This window comes from Burkholderia sp. ZZQ-2 (genome assembly GCF_050768715.1).
Taxonomy (GTDB): Bacteria; Pseudomonadota; Gammaproteobacteria; order Burkholderiales; family Burkholderiaceae; genus Burkholderia; species Burkholderia cepacia.
The window spans coordinates 21,591-37,094 of sequence record NZ_LDVA01000337.1 but is presented as its reverse complement, the minus strand read 5'-3'; the positions used below and the strand labels follow the sequence as shown (position 1 = coordinate 37,094).

At 68.0% G+C, this 15,504-nt stretch carries 14 protein-coding genes; 8 read left to right on the top strand and 6 right to left on the bottom strand.

Annotation, left to right across the window (positions count from 1 at the left end; genetic code table 11):
- Positions 1 to 3 precede the first annotated feature (3 nt).
- On the bottom strand, positions 4 to 1,323 hold the full coding sequence (locus ABY44_RS32020; protein ID WP_431643211.1) for an MFS transporter: 1,320 nt from the start codon (positions 1,321 to 1,323) through the stop codon (positions 4 to 6).
- 151 nt (positions 1,324 to 1,474) lie between these two features.
- On the opposite strand from ABY44_RS32020, the gene ABY44_RS32015 reads away from it, so the two are divergent.
- Positions 1,475 to 2,461, top strand: a complete 987-nt coding sequence (locus ABY44_RS32015) for a LysR family transcriptional regulator (RefSeq protein ID WP_431643236.1) — start codon at positions 1,475 to 1,477, stop codon at positions 2,459 to 2,461.
- A 158-nt stretch (positions 2,462 to 2,619) separates the two neighbouring features.
- Here ABY44_RS32015 and ABY44_RS32010 read toward each other — a convergent pair whose 3' ends face one another.
- Entirely contained in the window at positions 2,620 to 3,735 is a 1,116-nt protein-coding gene (locus tag ABY44_RS32010) for a succinylglutamate desuccinylase/aspartoacylase family protein (protein WP_119336899.1), read from the bottom strand.
- Between the two features lie 59 nt (positions 3,736 to 3,794).
- On the bottom strand, positions 3,795 to 4,568 hold the full coding sequence (locus tag ABY44_RS32005; RefSeq protein WP_059699752.1) for a transporter substrate-binding domain-containing protein: 774 nt from the start codon (positions 4,566 to 4,568) through the stop codon (positions 3,795 to 3,797).
- 136 nt (positions 4,569 to 4,704) lie between these two features.
- On the opposite strand from ABY44_RS32005, the gene ABY44_RS32000 reads away from it, so the two are divergent.
- Positions 4,705 to 5,625, top strand: a complete 921-nt coding sequence (locus tag ABY44_RS32000) for a LysR family transcriptional regulator (protein WP_059496357.1) — start codon at positions 4,705 to 4,707, stop codon at positions 5,623 to 5,625.
- Between the two features lie 41 nt (positions 5,626 to 5,666).
- Here ABY44_RS32000 and ABY44_RS31995 read toward each other — a convergent pair whose 3' ends face one another.
- Complete coding sequence (locus ABY44_RS31995; protein WP_060083778.1) at positions 5,667 to 6,998, bottom strand: MFS transporter; 1,332 nt, start codon at positions 6,996 to 6,998, stop codon at positions 5,667 to 5,669.
- 58 nt (positions 6,999 to 7,056) lie between these two features.
- The gene (locus ABY44_RS31990; RefSeq protein ID WP_431643204.1) at positions 7,057 to 8,247 is read right to left on the bottom strand and encodes a M20 aminoacylase family protein; all 1,191 of its coding nucleotides are present in this window, start codon (positions 8,245 to 8,247) and stop codon (positions 7,057 to 7,059) included.
- 218 nt (positions 8,248 to 8,465) lie between these two features.
- Between ABY44_RS31990 and ABY44_RS31985 the strand changes: the two genes are divergently transcribed.
- The 4 genes from ABY44_RS31985 to zwf all read left to right on the top strand — a co-directional run bounded on the left by ABY44_RS31985 (position 8,466) and on the right by zwf (position 12,737).
- Entirely contained in the window at positions 8,466 to 9,104 is a 639-nt protein-coding gene (locus tag ABY44_RS31985; RefSeq protein ID WP_200056751.1) for a TetR/AcrR family transcriptional regulator, read from the top strand.
- 45 nt (positions 9,105 to 9,149) lie between these two features.
- Positions 9,150 to 10,133, top strand: a complete 984-nt coding sequence (locus tag ABY44_RS31980) for an MDR family oxidoreductase (RefSeq protein ID WP_334068599.1) — start codon at positions 9,150 to 9,152, stop codon at positions 10,131 to 10,133.
- 85 nt (positions 10,134 to 10,218) lie between these two features.
- Complete coding sequence (locus ABY44_RS31975; RefSeq protein WP_091920602.1) at positions 10,219 to 10,797, top strand: peroxidase-related enzyme; 579 nt, start codon at positions 10,219 to 10,221, stop codon at positions 10,795 to 10,797.
- 464 nt (positions 10,798 to 11,261) lie between these two features.
- Positions 11,262 to 12,737, top strand: a complete 1,476-nt coding sequence (zwf, locus tag ABY44_RS31970) for a glucose-6-phosphate dehydrogenase (RefSeq protein WP_060083781.1) — start codon at positions 11,262 to 11,264, stop codon at positions 12,735 to 12,737.
- Between the two features lie 161 nt (positions 12,738 to 12,898).
- Here zwf and ABY44_RS31965 read toward each other — a convergent pair whose 3' ends face one another.
- Entirely contained in the window at positions 12,899 to 13,843 is a 945-nt protein-coding gene (locus tag ABY44_RS31965) for a LysR substrate-binding domain-containing protein (RefSeq protein WP_431643200.1), read from the bottom strand.
- Between the two features lie 101 nt (positions 13,844 to 13,944).
- Between ABY44_RS31965 and ABY44_RS31960 the strand changes: the two genes are divergently transcribed.
- Entirely contained in the window at positions 13,945 to 15,147 is a 1,203-nt protein-coding gene (locus tag ABY44_RS31960; protein WP_431643198.1) for an MFS transporter, read from the top strand.
- A gap of 28 nt (positions 15,148 to 15,175) precedes the next feature.
- Entirely contained in the window at positions 15,176 to 15,499 is a 324-nt protein-coding gene (locus ABY44_RS31955) for a MoaF-related domain-containing protein (protein WP_060173973.1), read from the top strand.
- Positions 15,500 to 15,504 lie beyond the last annotated feature (5 nt).

The window sequence follows — 15,504 nt, the reverse complement described above, 5'->3', positions numbered from 1 at the left end:
ATATCACGCTGTCGCCAACGCGTCCTGCGGCGCGGGCAGCCGGTTCGCCACGAGCACCGCGGCGCCCGCGACCAGCAGCGCGACCATGACCAGCAGGCCGGCTGCCATGCTGCCCGTCGCCGAGTGGATCGCACCGATGATGGTCGGGCTCAGGAAGCCGCCGATCAGGCCGATCGTATTGATCAGCGCGATGCCGCCGGCAGCCGCGTCGCCCTTCAGGTATTGCGACGGAATCGCCCAGAACACCGTGTACGCGGCCCAGATCATCGACGTGGCGATCGTCATGCCGACCAGTGAAATGACGAGATTGCCGTTGGCCGTCGTCGCCACGGCCAGCGCGATCGCGCCGATCAGGGCCGGCACGGCGCTGTGGAAACGGCGTTCGCCGCGGCGGTCCGACCGGCGGCCGATGACGATCATCGCGATCGCGGCGCAGACGTACGGGATCATCGAGTACAGCCCGATCTGCATCGTGTCGGTCACGCCGTCGGCCTTGAGGATCGACGGCAGCCAGAAACTCACCGCGTAGATTCCGCAGATGATCGTGAAGTACGCGAACGCCAGCAGGTACACGCGCGGGTCGCGCAACACCTGTCCGAACGAGTGATGACCGGCACCGGGTGCGTGCAGCTCGGCGGCGAGCATGCGCTTCTCGTCGTCGGTCAGCCAGGCTGCGTCGGCCGGCCGGTCGGACAGGACCTTGAGTGCGAGCGCGCCGAGCAGCACGCACGGCAGGCCTTCGACGATGAACATCCACTGCCAGCCGGCCAGGCCGTGGGCACCGGACAGCCCGGTCATCAGCCACGCCGACAGCGGCGAGCCGAAGGCGCCGCCGATCGGGCCCGCGAGCATCACGACCGCCATCACGCCGGCCATGCGGCGCTGGCCATACCAGTAGGTCAGGTAAAAGATCATCCCCGGCGCGAAACCGGCCTCGAACACGCCGAGCAGGAAACGCATCCCGTAGAAGGTGGTCTCGTTGTGGACGAACATCATGCCCGCCGAGGTCAGGCCCCACAGCACCATGATCCGGCTGATGGTCTTGCGAGCGCCGATCCGCGGCAGCAGCAGGTTGCTCGGGATCTCGAACAGCACGTAGCCGAGAAAGAAGATGCCCGCGCCCAGCCCGTACACCGCATCGGAGATGCCCAGGTCGCTCTGCATCGAGAGCTTGGCGAACCCGATATTCACGCGATCGAGATAGGCGAACGTGTAGCAGAGCAGCAGAAACGGCAGCAGGCGCCAGTTCAGCTTGCGATACAGGGCCTGATGCGCCGGGCTGTCGGGCGCGACCGGGTCTTGAGGGGATGGAATGGCGGACATGCGCTCTCCTTTAGGGCGTATTGCTTCGAATCCCGCATCGATGATCGACTCCGTTCGAATCGTCGAGGAGCCGAAAAAGCAGCGCAATAGCAACCTAAGCGAGTTATCGTTGCTCAACGAGCAACACTTCAACGGCAAACGGACCGACACCATGCGCGAACTGAACCAGCGCCGCCTGCGCTATTTCCATGAAGTCCTGACGCACGGCTCGATCCGCGGCGCGGCCGACAGCATCAACACGTCGCCGTCCGTCATCACGCGGCAGATCCGGCTGCTCGAGGAAGAAATCGGGGCGCCGCTGTTCGAGCGCCAGCCGCGCGGCGTCCGGCCGACCGAAGCCGCGGCGCACCTGCTCGAATACTGGCGCGGCTGCCGCTCCCAGCAGGAACTGTTCGAAGACCGCCTGCAGGCGCTGCACGGCCTGCAACACGGCCAGATCCGCATCGCCACCAGCGAAGGCTATATCGACTGCCTGATGGACGAGGTGCTCACCGATTTTTGCGCGCGCTATCCGAAGCTCGACGTCACCGTCGATATCCTTCCGGTCAGCACATTGCTGCAGGAAGTCGCCGAGAGCCGCGCGCATATCGGCCTCGCCTACAATCCCCCGGCGCATCCGGATATCGAGTACGTCGCCACCGCGCCGCAGCCGGTGGTGGCGCTCGTGCATCCCGGGCACCCGCTCGCCGCGCGGGGCCGGCCCGTCGCGGTACACGAACTCGCCGGGTATCCGCTCGCGCTGATGCCGCCGGCGTTCGGTCTCGGGCAGGCCGTGCAGATGCTCGCCTATGCAGAGAACATCCAGCTCCACCCGACGCTGACCACCAACTCGCTGGCCGTGCTGCGCCACTTCGTCAGGCGCAACGACGGCGTCACGCTGCTCGCGGCGTTCGCGGCCTATCAGGAACTGGAGGCGGGAGAACTCGTCGCCGTTCCCGTCGCCCATCCGCTGCTCGAGGCAGCCAACGCGCGGCTGCTGGTCAAGGCCGGCCGCACGCTCGGGGTGGCAGCCGATACGCTGCTGCGCGGCATCCTTCGGGACATGAAGATGTTTTCGGACGCGGACGGCCGCAACGGCGGGACGACGGCGCGCGGCAAGTCAGGCAAGCGTGCTGCCGTGCGTCGCGGCGGGCCATGAACGGCACGGCTGACGATGCGGCCTGCGTCCGCCGGCCGTCTACAGGCGGCCGACCCGGTGCAGGCCGGGATCGAGCGACGAGCGATTATCTGAGGAAACCGAAGTTTCTTGCCGATCTCATACAGATCGGGTTCGTCGCGCGCGACGCGCGCCGCTCGTCACGCGCCGAGCAACATCCCCTTGCGCACCGGCACGGCGCCCGTGACGCGGCCGAGCGGCGCGCCGGCCGTGACGAAACGAATCGCGCGGCGCATGTAGAACACGCCGTCGGTCCCGCTCGAGATCGTCGTGATCGCATCGGTCAGCGGATCGACGATGTCGAACAGCGGATCGCCGGCGCGGATCGTCGCGCCGATCGCGGCGCGGTGCACGAGGATCCCGCTCACCGGTGCGTAGAACTGCTCGCTGCCCGCGAGCGGCGTGGCCGGCGCGGCGAGCGGCGGCAGCGGCACGCGTTCGCCGCGTATCGCGCCGCGCCACACGAGATAGGCGACGAGCGCATCGGCATCGCGCTCCGCATGGTCGTACGTGACGTCGCGCTGCCCCCGGCACTCGACCGTCACGGCCACGGCGCCGGCCGCCATCGGCGTGCCGGCCGGCAAGTGCTGCCGCAACTGCGACCACAGCAGATGATGCGCATCGTCGAACGCGTGCCCGCCCGAATCCTCGGCGAGCAGCGACACCTGCGCGCCGAGATAGCGCGCAAGCGGCTCGACTTGCGGCCACGCGGTATCGCTCGTGTACACGTGCATCACCGCTTCGAGCGAGCAATGCAGGTCGATCACGACCTCGGCGTCGAACGACAGCTTCAGCAGCGCCAGCTGAAGCGCATCGAATTCCGTACGCGGTGCGATATCGTCGAGCGCCGCGCCGACACATTCGCGCACGATCGCGCGATTGCGTTCGCCGTCGTCGCCGAGCCGGTCGCGCGCACGCGCGGCGATGTCCGCGAGCGGCAGGAAGCCGCGATTGAAGTTGCGGCCGCTCGCAAGGTCGAAACGGCCGATGAACTGCCCGAGCAGATGATGATTGAGGCCGACCGGGTTCGCGACCGGCACGAGCACGATCTCGGCCGCGAGCCGGCCTTCGGCCTCGAGCTGCGCGAGACGCTGCTTCAGCACGAACGCCGCGAGCATCGCGGGCGTCTCGTCCGCGTGCAGCGCGGCCTGCAGGTAGATCTTGCGGCCGGTGCCGGCCGGCCCGAAATGAAAGCTCGTCAGCGTGCGCTGCGTGCCGATCGACGGCGACAGGAGTGGCGTGGTGCGAATCTGCATCGAGGGTCTCGAACGGATGAAAACGGGGCCGCGGGTACAACGGCGCGGTGGCTCGGCGCTCAGTCGCCGTACGGGTTGAAGTCGAAATACTTCTTCGCGATCCGGTCGTACGTGCCGTCCTTCAGCATCGACGCGATCGCGCCGTCGATCGACGCCTTGAGCGCCGTATCCGACTGCCGCATGCCGATGCCGACGCCGCGATCGCCCATGTCGAGCGGCGCGCCGACGAACGCGAAACCGTTGCCCTTCGGCGTGCGCAGGAAGCCGTAGTCGGCTTCCACGGTGCCGAGCAGCGCCGCGTCGAGGCGGCCGTTGACGAGATCGGCGAACACGTCGTCCTGGCTCTTGTACGGCACCACGCTCACGCCGGCGGTCGCCCAGTGCGCGAGCGCCCACGATTCGAACTGCGTGCCCGACTGCACGCCGACACGCTTGCCGGCCAGCGACGCGGTCGTGCTGCCGAGGCCGCTCCCGGGCCGCGCGACGAGCCGCGACTTGAAGCGGAACAGCTTCGACGAGAACAGGATCTGCTTCTCGCGCTTTTCGGTGATCGCCATCGACGACAGGATCGCGTCGATCTTGCGCGCCTGCAGTGCGGGAATCATCCCGGAGAATTCGAGCTCGACCCACTGGCAGCGCAACTGCGCGCGGCGGCAGATCTCGTTGCCGAGATCGACGTCGAAGCCCTTCAGGCTGCCGTCGGGCGCCTTCGAGTCCATCGGCGGATAGGTCGGATCGATGCCGAGGCGCACGACGTGCGCGTCGAGTGCAAACGCGGACGTGGCGGCCCAGCCAAGGCACAGGGAAACGAGCGGGACGAGGATACGTTTCATGGTCGACGGAGGACAGGAAGGAAGGCAAACGGCATCAGCCGGACTGCCTGCGATCGTAGGCGGCACGGGCCGCCGCCGGAACCATCGACTGCCTTATCATGATCGGTATTTCCGATCACCGGCCCCGCGCGTGCCCATGGCGTTCACGCTCTCCCAGCTCCGCATCTTCCAGGCCGTCGTCGAGCACGGCAGCCTGCGCGCCGCCGCACGCGCGCTCGATCTCGCGCAGAGCGGCGTCACGCAGCAGCTGCAGAGCCTCGAGGCGACGCTCGGCGCGACGCTGTTCACGCGCACCAATCGCGGGATCGTGCCGACGGCCGTCGGCCAGCGGCTGCTCGCGCGCTCCGGTTCGATCCTCGGCGAATGCGAGCAGGTCGAGCGGGAGATCCGGCAGTTGAGCGGCGCGTACGAAGGCACCGTCACGCTCGGCCTCGTGGCCGAACCGCTGATCGACGCGTTCGCGCCCGTGCTGAGCGCGTTCCGCGCGCGCTTCGACAAGGTCGACGTGCACCTGCGCACCGGCACGTCGCGGATGATGATCGGCTGGCTGCGCGAAAGCGCGGTCGATTTCGCGATCGCACTCGTCGCGAAGCAGACCGACACGACCGATCTCGCGGTCACGCCGTTGCGTGCGTCAGCGCCGGTGGTCGTGTGCCGCAACGGGCATCCGGCGATGCACGCAAAATCGCTCGCCGAACTGGCCGGCTACGCGTGGGTGTCGACGCGCTCACCGAACCTGAGCGCCGACCCGGTCGTGAACCGGCTGCTCGCGTACTTCGACGCGCATGGCCAGCCGCCGCCGAGGATTCTCGCGACCGTCGAAGGGATGTTCGAGACGCTGCAGATCGTCACGCAGACCGATTCCCTCGCGCTCGAAACCGAAGCCATCACGCGGCACGGGCCGTTCGCCGGCGCGCTCGCGAAGGTGCCCGTGCGCGAACAGGCCGAATCGCAGGACATCTGCCTGCTGCAGCGCGCGGCCGTGCCGCTGACACCGGCCGCGCAGGAACTCGCGACGATGCTCGCGTCGTACCTGCGGATGGTGCGCGGGCGGTAAGCGCGTACTGCAGCCCGCCGCCCGCCGTGCTGTGCCGCGCGTCAGTCGATCGAATCCCGCGCCGTCTCGCGCAGCATCGCGACCGCGATCAGCGACAGCACCACGCACGCGGCCACGTAGCCGGCCGGCGCGAGCTTGCTGCCGGTCGTCTTCACGAGCCAGGTCGCGATCAGCTGCGCGGTGCCGCCGAAGATCGTCACCGCGAGCGCATACGCGATCGAGATGCCGGTCGCGCGCACGTGGCGCGGCAGCGACTCGCACATCAGCGCCATTTCCGACGCCGAGCCGAGCGAATAGAACAGCAGCATCAGCGCGGTCAGCGGCAGGATCACCGACAGCGTCGGGTGATGGTTCATCAGCCAGAATGCCGGGAACAGCAACAGGACCAGCACGCCGCGGCCGACGAAGATCGGCAGGCGGCGGCTGCCGAGCCGGTCCGACAGCCACCCGAACAGCGGGCACGTGACCAGCATCACGCAGCCCGATGCGACGCCGACGAACATCGACAGCTTCATCGGCAGCCCGAGCGTGTGGATCGCGTAGGTCGGCATGTAGAACGTCAGGATGTAGGTCGACACCGTGCCGCCCATCACCGTGAGCATCAGCAGCAGCACCGTGCGCGTGTGCTTCGAGAACAGCTCGTGCAGCACGCCGCGTTCGATCCCGTGATGGCTGTCGCCCGGCGCATCGTCCGCGAGCCGGCGGCGCAGGTACATGCCGACCGGCGCGATCAGCACGCCGACGAGGAACGGCAGCCGCCAGCCCCAGCTTTCGAGCGCGTCCTTCGTCATCGTGTTCGACAGCAGCGCCGCGAAACCCGAGCCCATCAGCGCGGCGCCGCCCTGCGTCGCCAACTGCCAGCTCGCGCGGAACGCACGGCGCGACGTGCCGCCCTGCTCGAGCAGCGTCGACGTCGCCGCGCCGAATTCGCCGCCCTGCGAGAAGCCCTGCATCAGCCGCGCGAACACGACGAGCAGCGGCGCGGCCACGCCGACCTGCGCATACGTCGGCGCGATCGCGATCAGGCCCGTGCCGAGCGCCATCAGCATGATCGTCAGGTTCAGCGCGGCCTTGCGCCCCTTGCGGTCCGCGTAGACGCCGAGCACGACGCTGCCGAGCGGCCGCGTGAAGAAGCCGGCGGCGAACGTCGCGACCGACAGCAGCAGCGACGTGGTCGGGTCGCTCGACGGGAAGAACAGCTTGCCGATCAGCACCGCGAAGAAGCCGTACACGGTGAAATCGAAGAATTCCAGCCAGTTGCCGATCACGGCCGCCGCGATCGCACCGCGCCGCGTGACGGCCGGTGCGCGCGGCGTGCCGACTTCGGCGCTCCCCGTCGACACGGGGTGCAGCGCGAGATGGTCTTTCTGCATCGTTGTCCTCTCCTCTCAATGCGGCCGGAAGCGCCGGCCGCGCGCCCCGCCGCCGGAATCACCGCCCGAGGTAGCGCTCCACGAGACGCGTCCAGAACGCCGCGCCGATCGGCAGGTTGCGATCGTTGAAGTCGTATTTCGGGTTGTGCACCATGCAGCCGTCCTCGCCTTCGCCGTTGCCGAGCCGCACGAACGAGCCCGGCCGCTGCTGCAGCATGAACGCGAAATCCTCGCTGCCCATCAGCAGGTCGGTCTGCTCGACCACGTGCGCGTCGCCGACCAGTTCGCGCGCGACCTGCGCGGCGAAATCCGTTTCGGCGTCCGTGTTGACGACGACCGGATAACCTTCGATGTACTCGACGCTGGCCGTCGCGCCGTAGCTCACGGCCTGCGATTCGGCCAGCTCGGTGATGCGGCGCTTGAGCAGCGCGCGCACGTCGGGGCTGAACGAACGCACGCTGAGTTCGAGGCGCGCGCCGTTCGGGATCACGTTGTTCGCGGTGCCCGCGTGCATCGAGCCGACCGTGACGACCGCCGGCTGCGCGGGGTCGACGTTGCGCGCGACGATCGTCTGCAGCGCCATCACGATGCTGGCCGCGACGACGACCGGGTCGACCGTCAGGTGCGGCCGTGCCGCGTGGCCGCCGACGCCTTCGATCGTGATGATCGCCTTGTCGCCGGCCGACATGAACGGGCCGCGCCGCGTGAGGAACACGCCCGGCGCCGCGCCCGGATGGTTGTGCATGCCGAACACGGCGTCGCACGGGAAGCGTTCGAACAGGCCGTCGTCGATCATCTTCTTCGCGCCGCTGTCGACGCCGTGCTCTTCCGCCGGCTGGAAATACAGGTGCACGGTGCCGGAGAAATTGCGTGTCTTCGCGAGCTGCTGCGCGGCGCCGAGCAGCATCGTCGTGTGGCCGTCGTGGCCGCAGGCGTGCATCTTGCCGTGCGTGCCGCTCGCATAGGGCAGCCCCGTCGCCTCGACGATCGGCAACGCGTCCATGTCGGCGCGAATGCCGATGCTGCGCGTGCCGTCGCCCATGCGCAGCGTGCCGACCACGCCCGTCCTGCCGACCCCGCGCGTCACCTGCCAGCCCCACTGTTCGAGCTTCTCGGCGACGAGCGCGGCCGTGTCGTGCTCTTCGTATGCAAGCTCGGGATGGTGGTGGATGTGGTGACGGATCTCACGCAACCCGCCGGCGGCGGGCATCAGATCCTCGATTTCGGTGAATCGGGTATCGGTGGTCATCAAGGGGCTCCTGCTGTTTGTCTGCACACGCAACCGGTGCGTGCGGGAAAGCGAGCCACTATATCGAGCCGATATCGGTTCAATAAGATGCGGAATTTTTCACCGCGATAAGGTTTTTTAATCAGGGTTAATACGGGCGTCGCTCGCCGTCCGTGCCTGATCGGATGGGCTCGACACGCGCCCGTTGATTTTTGAGACAAACGGTCTATTATTCGCGCATGGACGTTCGAACTGATCCGCCTCGCCGTCGCGGCAGGCCACCGAAGCAGCATGAAGACCTCGTCGCCACGCGGGACATGCTGTTGCGCACCGGGCTGGAAGTGCTCACCGAGAAGGGGTTTTCGGCCACCGGGCTCGACGAGATCCTCGGGCGCGCCGGGGTGCCCAAGGGCTCCTTCTATCACTACTTCGACAGCAAGGAAGCGTTCGGCCTCGAACTGATCGACCGTTATGCCGACTTCTTCGCGCGCAAGCTGGACCGCCATTTCAGCGATGCGGCACGCTCGCCGTTGCAGCGCGTGCGCGCGTTCGTCGACGATGCCCGGGACGGCATGGCCCGCTACGAATACAGCCGGGGCTGCCTGATCGGCAACCTCGGGCAGGAAATGGGCGCGCTGCCCGAAAGCTTCCGCGCACGCCTGCGCACCACCTTCGAGGACTGGCAACGCCGCCTCGCCGATTGCCTGGCCGCCGCGCAGCAAGCCGGCGAACTGGCCGACTCGGCCGACCCTGCCGAACTCGCCGCATTCTTCTGGATCGGCTGGGAAGGCGCCGTGCTGCGCGCAAAGCTGGAGCGCAGCGATACACCGCTGGCCCTGTTCGCGCAGTTCTTCTTCAACGGACTGCCCCGCCGCTGAATTTTTTTGCCATTAACTAGACGATCGGTCTAGAAAGGAGGACGCATGTTTCAAGGCATCGTGATCGACAGGCATGAAACCGGCCAGCAAGCGCGGCTCGAGACGCTGGACGACGCGCAGCTGCCGGCCGGCAACGTGACGGTACGCGTGGGCTATTCGACGCTGAACTACAAGGACGGGCTGGCGATCACCGGCAAGAGCCCGGTGGTCCGCAAGTTCCCGATGGTGCCCGGCATCGATCTGGTCGGGGAAGTCGAGGACAGCACGCACCCGGACTATCGCCCCGGCGACCAGGTCGTGCTCAACGGCTGGGGCGTCGGCGAAACGCACTGGGGCGGCCTGGCGCAGAAGGCCCGCGTCGATGGCGACTGGCTGGTGCCGCTGCCGTCCGCCTTTTCGCCGCAACAGGCGATGGCCATCGGCACGGCGGGCTACACCGCGATGCTGTGCGTGATGGCACTGGAGCGGCATGGCGTGCGACCGGACGACGGCGAGATCGTGGCGACCGGCGCGGCAGGCGGGGTAGGCAGCGTCGCCACGGCCCTTCTCGCGCGGCTGGGATACCGCGTCGTCGCCGTCACCGGCCGCCCCGCCGATGCCGACTACCTGCGGCAGCTCGGCGCGGCGGAGATCCTGGAGCGGGCGCAATTCAGCGAGCCCGGCAAGCCGCTGGGCAAGGAACGATGGGCCGGCGCGGTCGACGTGGCGGGCAGCCATGTGCTCGCCAACGTGTGCGCGACCACGCGGTACCGCGGCGTCGTGACGGCCTGCGGCCTGGCCGCCGGCATGGATTTCCCCGCGACCGTCATGCCGTTCATCCTGCGCGGCGTCACGCTCGTCGGGATCGACAGCGTCATGTGCCCGCGCGCCGACCGCCTGGAGGCGTGGCGCCGGCTCGCGTCCGATCTCGACGTCGGGAAGCTGGGCGCGATCAGCCACCAGGTCGGCCTGGGCGACGTCATCCCGCTTGCCGGGGAGTTGATCGCCGGCAAGGTTCGCGGCCGTATCGTCGTCGACGTCAACGCGTAACGTCGCCGCCGACCACCGGCGCTTCATTTTTCGGACGGCCGCCCGCGCATCGAGCGCGGCCGCGCCGTCTTATCCAGGAGACCTCATGACCGCCGCAAGCACCGCCCCCATCAGCCGCTTTCCCGTGCCCGCGCTCGAAGACCTGCCCGAGGACATTCGCGAACGCATCGCGGCCGTCCAGGAGAAGTCGGGCTTCATCCCGAACGTCTTTCTGACCCTCGCGCATCGCCCGGACGAGTTTCGCGCGTTCATGGCTTACCACGACGCGCTGATGGACAAGCCGGGCAACCTGAGCAAGGCCGAACGGGAAATGATCGTCGTGGCCACCAGCAGCGCGAACCAGTGCCAGTACTGCGTGATCGCGCACGGTGCGATCCTGCGCATTCGCGCGAAGGATCCGCTGATCGCCGACCAGGTCGCCACCAACTATCGCAAGGCCGACATCACCGCCCGGCAGAAGGCGATGCTCGACTTCGCGATGAAGGTGTCGCAGGCCGCGCACCAGGTCGGCGAAGCGGATTTCGACACGCTCAAGTCGCAGGGCTTCGTCGAAGAAGACATCTGGGACATCGCAGCGATCTCGGCCTTCTTCGGCATGTCCAATCGCATCGCGAACGTGACGAACATGCGGCCGAACGCGGAGTTTTACGCGCTGGGGCGCTGAGCGCTCGGCGGGCAGTCGTGCGCTCACGCGGGCGGGACGGCCACCGGGCTGCCGAGCTTCGCAGCGTTCTTTCATGTGCCGAGCCTGACGCTCACGCGGCATGACCCGATTCCGGCCGACGGTTTCGCGATCGTCTGTACGCTCGCGATCCAGGCCGTGTCGCTGTACCGGATGCGTGTGCCGGTCGCCGTACCGATCGAGCGAGGCGACGCGGCTCGCAGGCCGGCGGCACCACACCCTGCCGACGAGCCGCCCCCTGATGGCCGTCCATGCCGCTCGCCCGCTCCGGCAGCGGCCCGGCTCCTTCAGCGCCCGCACCGCCTGCGACCCATCCGCCAGCTGCGCGACAGGAAACGGACACACACGCGATCCATCAAATGCGTGCACTATTAGGGTTTTGCCGTACCGGCGCCCGGCGCCTTCGACGTTCGTTCCACGCTCACCGTTTCAGACGCGAACCTCCCATGACGAATCAGCCTACCCAGACCGCGGCCGACCGGCCCGTTGACATGATCATCTTCGGCGGCGGCGGCGACCTGGCCGCCCGCAAGCTGTTGCCCGCGCTGTACATGGCGCACCTGCACTGCAACCTGCCGCCCGAGACGCGCATCATCGCGGTCGGCCGCCGCGACTGGGGCATCGACGGCTATCGCAAGTTCATGGACGAGCAGTCGCGCCCGTTCATCGACGAAAAGGCGTTCGATCCCGCCGCCTGGAGCCGTTTCCTCGACCTGTTCAAGTACGTGCTGATCGACGTGAACGCGCCGGACGACTACCTGCGGCTCGCGGAAGCGGCGCGCGGCGACGCGATCCGCGTGTTCTACCTGTCGACGTCGCCGGAGCTGTTCACGACGATCTGCGACAACCTGTCGGCCGCGCATCTCGTCGACAGGCACTCGCGCGTCGTCCTCGAAAAGCCGCTCGGTCACGATCTCGCGTCCGCGAAGGCGATCAACAACGCGGTCGGCAAGCACTTCGAGGAATCGCAGATCTACCGGATCGACCACTATCTCGGCAAGGAAACCGTGCAGAACCTGATGGTGCTGCGCTTCGGCAACCCGATCTTCGGGCCGCTGTGGCAGGCGCCGAGCATCCGCAGCGTGCAGATCACGGTGGCGGAGACGGTGGGTGTCGGCAGCCGCGCGGGCTTCTACGACCATACCGGCGCGCTGCGCGACATGGTGCAGAACCACCTGCTGCAGCTGCTGTGCATCGTCGCGATGGAGCCGCCCGTGTCGCTCGACCCGGACGCGGTGCGCGACGAGAAGCTGAAGGTGCTGCGCTCGCTGCGGCCGATGGCGCTCTCCGACGTCGCGCGCGACACGGTGCGCGGCCAGTACACGGCCGGCGCGGTCGACGGCCAGCCGGTGAAGGGCTACCTCGAGGAAGACAACGTGCCGGCCGACAGCCGCGCGGAAACCTTCGTCGCGCTGCGCGCGCACATCAACAACTGGCGCTGGGCGAACGTGCCGTTCTTCCTGCGCACCGGCAAGCGGCTGCAGCGCCGCCAGTCGGAAATCGTGATCGAGTTCGCGGACATGCCGTTCTCGATCATCCCGACCGGCCCGCGCCACTACAGCAACCGCCTCGTGATCCAGCTTCAGCCGGAAGAGTCGATCCAGCTGCAGATGCTCGCGAAGGAACCGGGCAGCGGGATGAACATGGTGCCCGTGAGCCTGAACCTCGACCTGCAGCAGGCGATTCCGGAGCGGCGCGCGGAAGCATACGAACGGCTGCTGATCGACGTGATCCGCGGCCGCCTCACGCACTTCATGCGGCGCGACGAGCTCGAAGCCGCCTGGTCGTGGGTCGAGCCGATCCTCGACGGCTGGAAGCAGCTCGGCGACCGGCCGCGCCTGTACACGGCCGGCACGTTCGGGCCCGCGGCTTCGTCGGCGCTGCTCGCGCGCGACGGGATGTCGTGGTCCGAGGAAGCGTAGGAAGCGCGGCACGCGACGGCATGTCGGCAGCGCAAGCGCCGTCGGCATGCCGGATCACATCGGCGCGCCCGCCTCCGCGCCGTTCGCTTCGGCAGGAGGAAGTCCGCCGAGCCGTCCCGCGCGGGAACGGCGCCCGGCGGCAACGATGCAGCCCTCCCCGGCTACACCGTCCCCATCCACGCCGCCTTGCGCCGCGCCGGCGCATCGCTGCCGCCGCTCCCGCCGCCCAGCACCTCGATCATGTAATCGACGAACGACGCGATCCGCGACGAAATCGCGGTATTCCGGTAATACACCGCGTTGATCGGCTGTTCGACCTCGAGCGTCTGGCGCGCGAGCACCTGCACAAGCCGCCCGGCCTCGCGATCCTGCGCGGTCATGAAATCCGACAGGCAGACGACACCCGCGCCCTCCAGCGCGAGCTGCCGCAACGTCTCGCCGCTCGACGAACAGATGTCCGGCTCGATGCGGCACGCTTCGCCGTCCGCGCCGAGGATCGGCCACACGTTCAGCGATTCGGGCTGCGTGAAGCCGAGCAGCGTGTGCTTGCCGAGATCCTCGACCTTGCGCGGCTGGCCGTGCGCTTCGAGATACGCGGGGCTCGCGAAGATGCGCAGCCGGCTGTTGCCGATGCGCCGGCTGTGCAGCGTCGAATCCTTCAGCCACCCGATCCGGATCGCGACGTCGGTGCGCCGCTCCAGCAGGTCGATGATGCCCTCGTTGCTGTTCAGTTCCAGCTCGACTTTCGGGAAGCGTTCGCGATAGCCGCGTACGAGCGGCACGATCACGTGCAGCATGAACGGCGTCGCCGCGTCGACGCGCAGCCGCCCCGACGGCATCTCGCGCCGCGCGAGCATCTGCTCTTCCGCCGTCTCGACCGATTCGATGATCGCGCGCGCGTCCTGCAGGAACGCGCGCCCTTCCTCGGTCAGTTCGAGCCGGCGCGTGGTCCGGCGCAGCAGGGTGGTCTTCAGCTTCTCCTCGAGCCGCGCGAGCGTGCGGCTCGTGGCCGACACGGTGAGGTCGAGCTGCTGGGCCGCCGCGGTAATCGAACCGGTGTCGACCACGGCGGCAAAGGCCTGGAGTTCGTCGAGCGTGATCTTCATTGTTGATCTGAAATCAAAACAATTTGGTTTATAGACCAGTTTTTCCGCAAAAGTAAAGTCGGCACACTGCGATCCATCCTTACTGGAACCTGGATCCCATCATGCCACTCGCCCTGCTTGCGCTGACCATCAGCGCCTTTGCCATCGGCACGACCGAATTCGTGATCGTCGGGCTGATCCCGACGATCGGCGCCGATCTCGGCGTCAGCCTGCCGTCGGCCGGCCTGCTCGTCAGCCTCTATGCGCTGAGCGTCGCCATCGGCGCGCCGCTGCTCACCGCGCTCACCGGTCGCGTGCCGCGCAAGACGCTGCTCGCCGGGCTGATGGCGCTCTTCACCGTGGGCAACCTCGTCGCCTGGCAGGCGCCGAGCTACGAATCGCTGATCGTCGCGCGCGTGCTCACCGGCCTCGCGCACGGCGTGTTCTTCTCGGTCGGCTCGATCATCGCGACCACGCTCGTGCCGAAAGACAAGGCCGCCAGCGCGATCGCGACGATGTTCAGCGGAATGACCGTCGCATTCGTCGCCGGGATTCCGCTCGGCACCTTCATCGGCCAGCACTTCGGCTGGCGCGCGACGTTCCTGATCGTCGCGCTGTTCGGCCTCGTCGCGTTCCTCGGCGCGGTGGCGTTCGTGCCGCGCGGCCTGCCGCAGACGCCGCCGGCGCCGCTCGCCCGCCAGCTGCGCGTGCTGGCCCAGCCGCGCCTGCTGCTCGTCTATGCGATGACGGCCGTCGGCTACGGCGGCTCGCTGATCGCGTTCACGTACATGGCGCCGCTGCTCGAACAGATCGCCGGCTTCACGCCGTCGCAGGTCAGCCTCGTGCTCGTCGGCTACGGCGTGTCGGTCGCGTTCGGCAACGTGTGGGGCGGCAAGCTCGCGGATGCCGTCGGCCCCGTGAAGGCGCTCAAGCGGATCTTCCTGCTGCTCGCGATCGTGCTGCTCGCGCTGACCTTCACGATCCACGTGAAATGGCTCGCGGTGCTGACGATGCTCGCATGGGGCGCGGTCGCGTTCGGCAACGTGCCGGGGCTGCAGGTGTACGTCGTCACGCAGGCGCGCCACTTCGCGCCGGACGCCACCGACGTCGCATCGGGTTTCAACATCGCCGCCTTCAACCTCGGCGTGGCCGGCGGCTCGTCGCTCGGCGGCCTGATCGTCGCGAACGTCGGCCTCGGCCACACGCCGTGGATCGCCGCCGTCGTCACGCTCGGCGCGTTCGCGCTCACCGCGCTGAGCGGCCGTCTCGACCGCCGCCACGGGCTGCCGGAACGCACGGCCGAACCCGTCGAACTCGCTCATTGAACGTCACTTTTTGCAGGAGCCAACCAGCATGAACGCATCGACCCAACGTCCGCCGTTCGCCGGCAAGACTTTCGAAGTCCGTTACGACGGTCTCACCGCGCTCAACGCGTACGACGAGGACGGCCTCCACATGCGCTACGAGATCACCGAAGGCCCGTACGCGGGCGCGAAGGGTGAAGTCGAATACACGTGGCAGCACGTCGCCGGCGACACCTACGCGATCTCGTGGCAGGAAGCCGACCGCGCGACGGTCGTACATGTCGACGATTTCGCCGCCGGCACGTCGCGCTCGTTCTTCACCGCGGCGTCGCTCGATTTCTACCGCCTCGAAGGCAGCCTGCGCGCGGTCTGAACGGA

Excerpts from the sequence above, each read along its gene's own strand:
- ABY44_RS31960 (WP_431643198.1), top strand. The coding sequence starts at position 13,945 with ATGCCACTCGCCCTGCTTGCGCTGACCATCAGCGCCTTTGCCATCGGC.
- ABY44_RS31980 (WP_334068599.1), top strand. The coding sequence starts at position 9,150 with ATGTTTCAAGGCATCGTGATCGACAGGCATGAAACCGGCCAGCAAGCG.
- ABY44_RS32005 (WP_059699752.1), bottom strand. The coding sequence starts at position 4,568 with ATGAAACGTATCCTCGTCCCGCTCGTTTCCCTGTGCCTTGGCTGGGCC.
- ABY44_RS32000 (WP_059496357.1), top strand. The coding sequence starts at position 4,705 with ATGGCGTTCACGCTCTCCCAGCTCCGCATCTTCCAGGCCGTCGTCGAG.
- ABY44_RS31990 (WP_431643204.1), bottom strand. The coding sequence starts at position 8,247 with ATGACCACCGATACCCGATTCACCGAAATCGAGGATCTGATGCCCGCC.
- ABY44_RS32010 (WP_119336899.1), bottom strand. The coding sequence starts at position 3,735 with ATGCAGATTCGCACCACGCCACTCCTGTCGCCGTCGATCGGCACGCAG.
- ABY44_RS32020 (WP_431643211.1), bottom strand. The coding sequence starts at position 1,323 with ATGTCCGCCATTCCATCCCCTCAAGACCCGGTCGCGCCCGACAGCCCG.
- ABY44_RS31965 (WP_431643200.1), bottom strand. The coding sequence starts at position 13,843 with ATGAAGATCACGCTCGACGAACTCCAGGCCTTTGCCGCCGTGGTCGAC.
- ABY44_RS31995 (WP_060083778.1), bottom strand. The coding sequence starts at position 6,998 with ATGCAGAAAGACCATCTCGCGCTGCACCCCGTGTCGACGGGGAGCGCC.
- ABY44_RS31975 (WP_091920602.1), top strand. The coding sequence starts at position 10,219 with ATGACCGCCGCAAGCACCGCCCCCATCAGCCGCTTTCCCGTGCCCGCG.
- zwf (WP_060083781.1), top strand. The coding sequence starts at position 11,262 with ATGACGAATCAGCCTACCCAGACCGCGGCCGACCGGCCCGTTGACATG.
- ABY44_RS32015 (WP_431643236.1), top strand. The coding sequence starts at position 1,475 with ATGCGCGAACTGAACCAGCGCCGCCTGCGCTATTTCCATGAAGTCCTG.
- ABY44_RS31985 (WP_200056751.1), top strand. The coding sequence starts at position 8,466 with ATGGACGTTCGAACTGATCCGCCTCGCCGTCGCGGCAGGCCACCGAAG.
- ABY44_RS31955 (WP_060173973.1), top strand. The coding sequence starts at position 15,176 with ATGAACGCATCGACCCAACGTCCGCCGTTCGCCGGCAAGACTTTCGAA.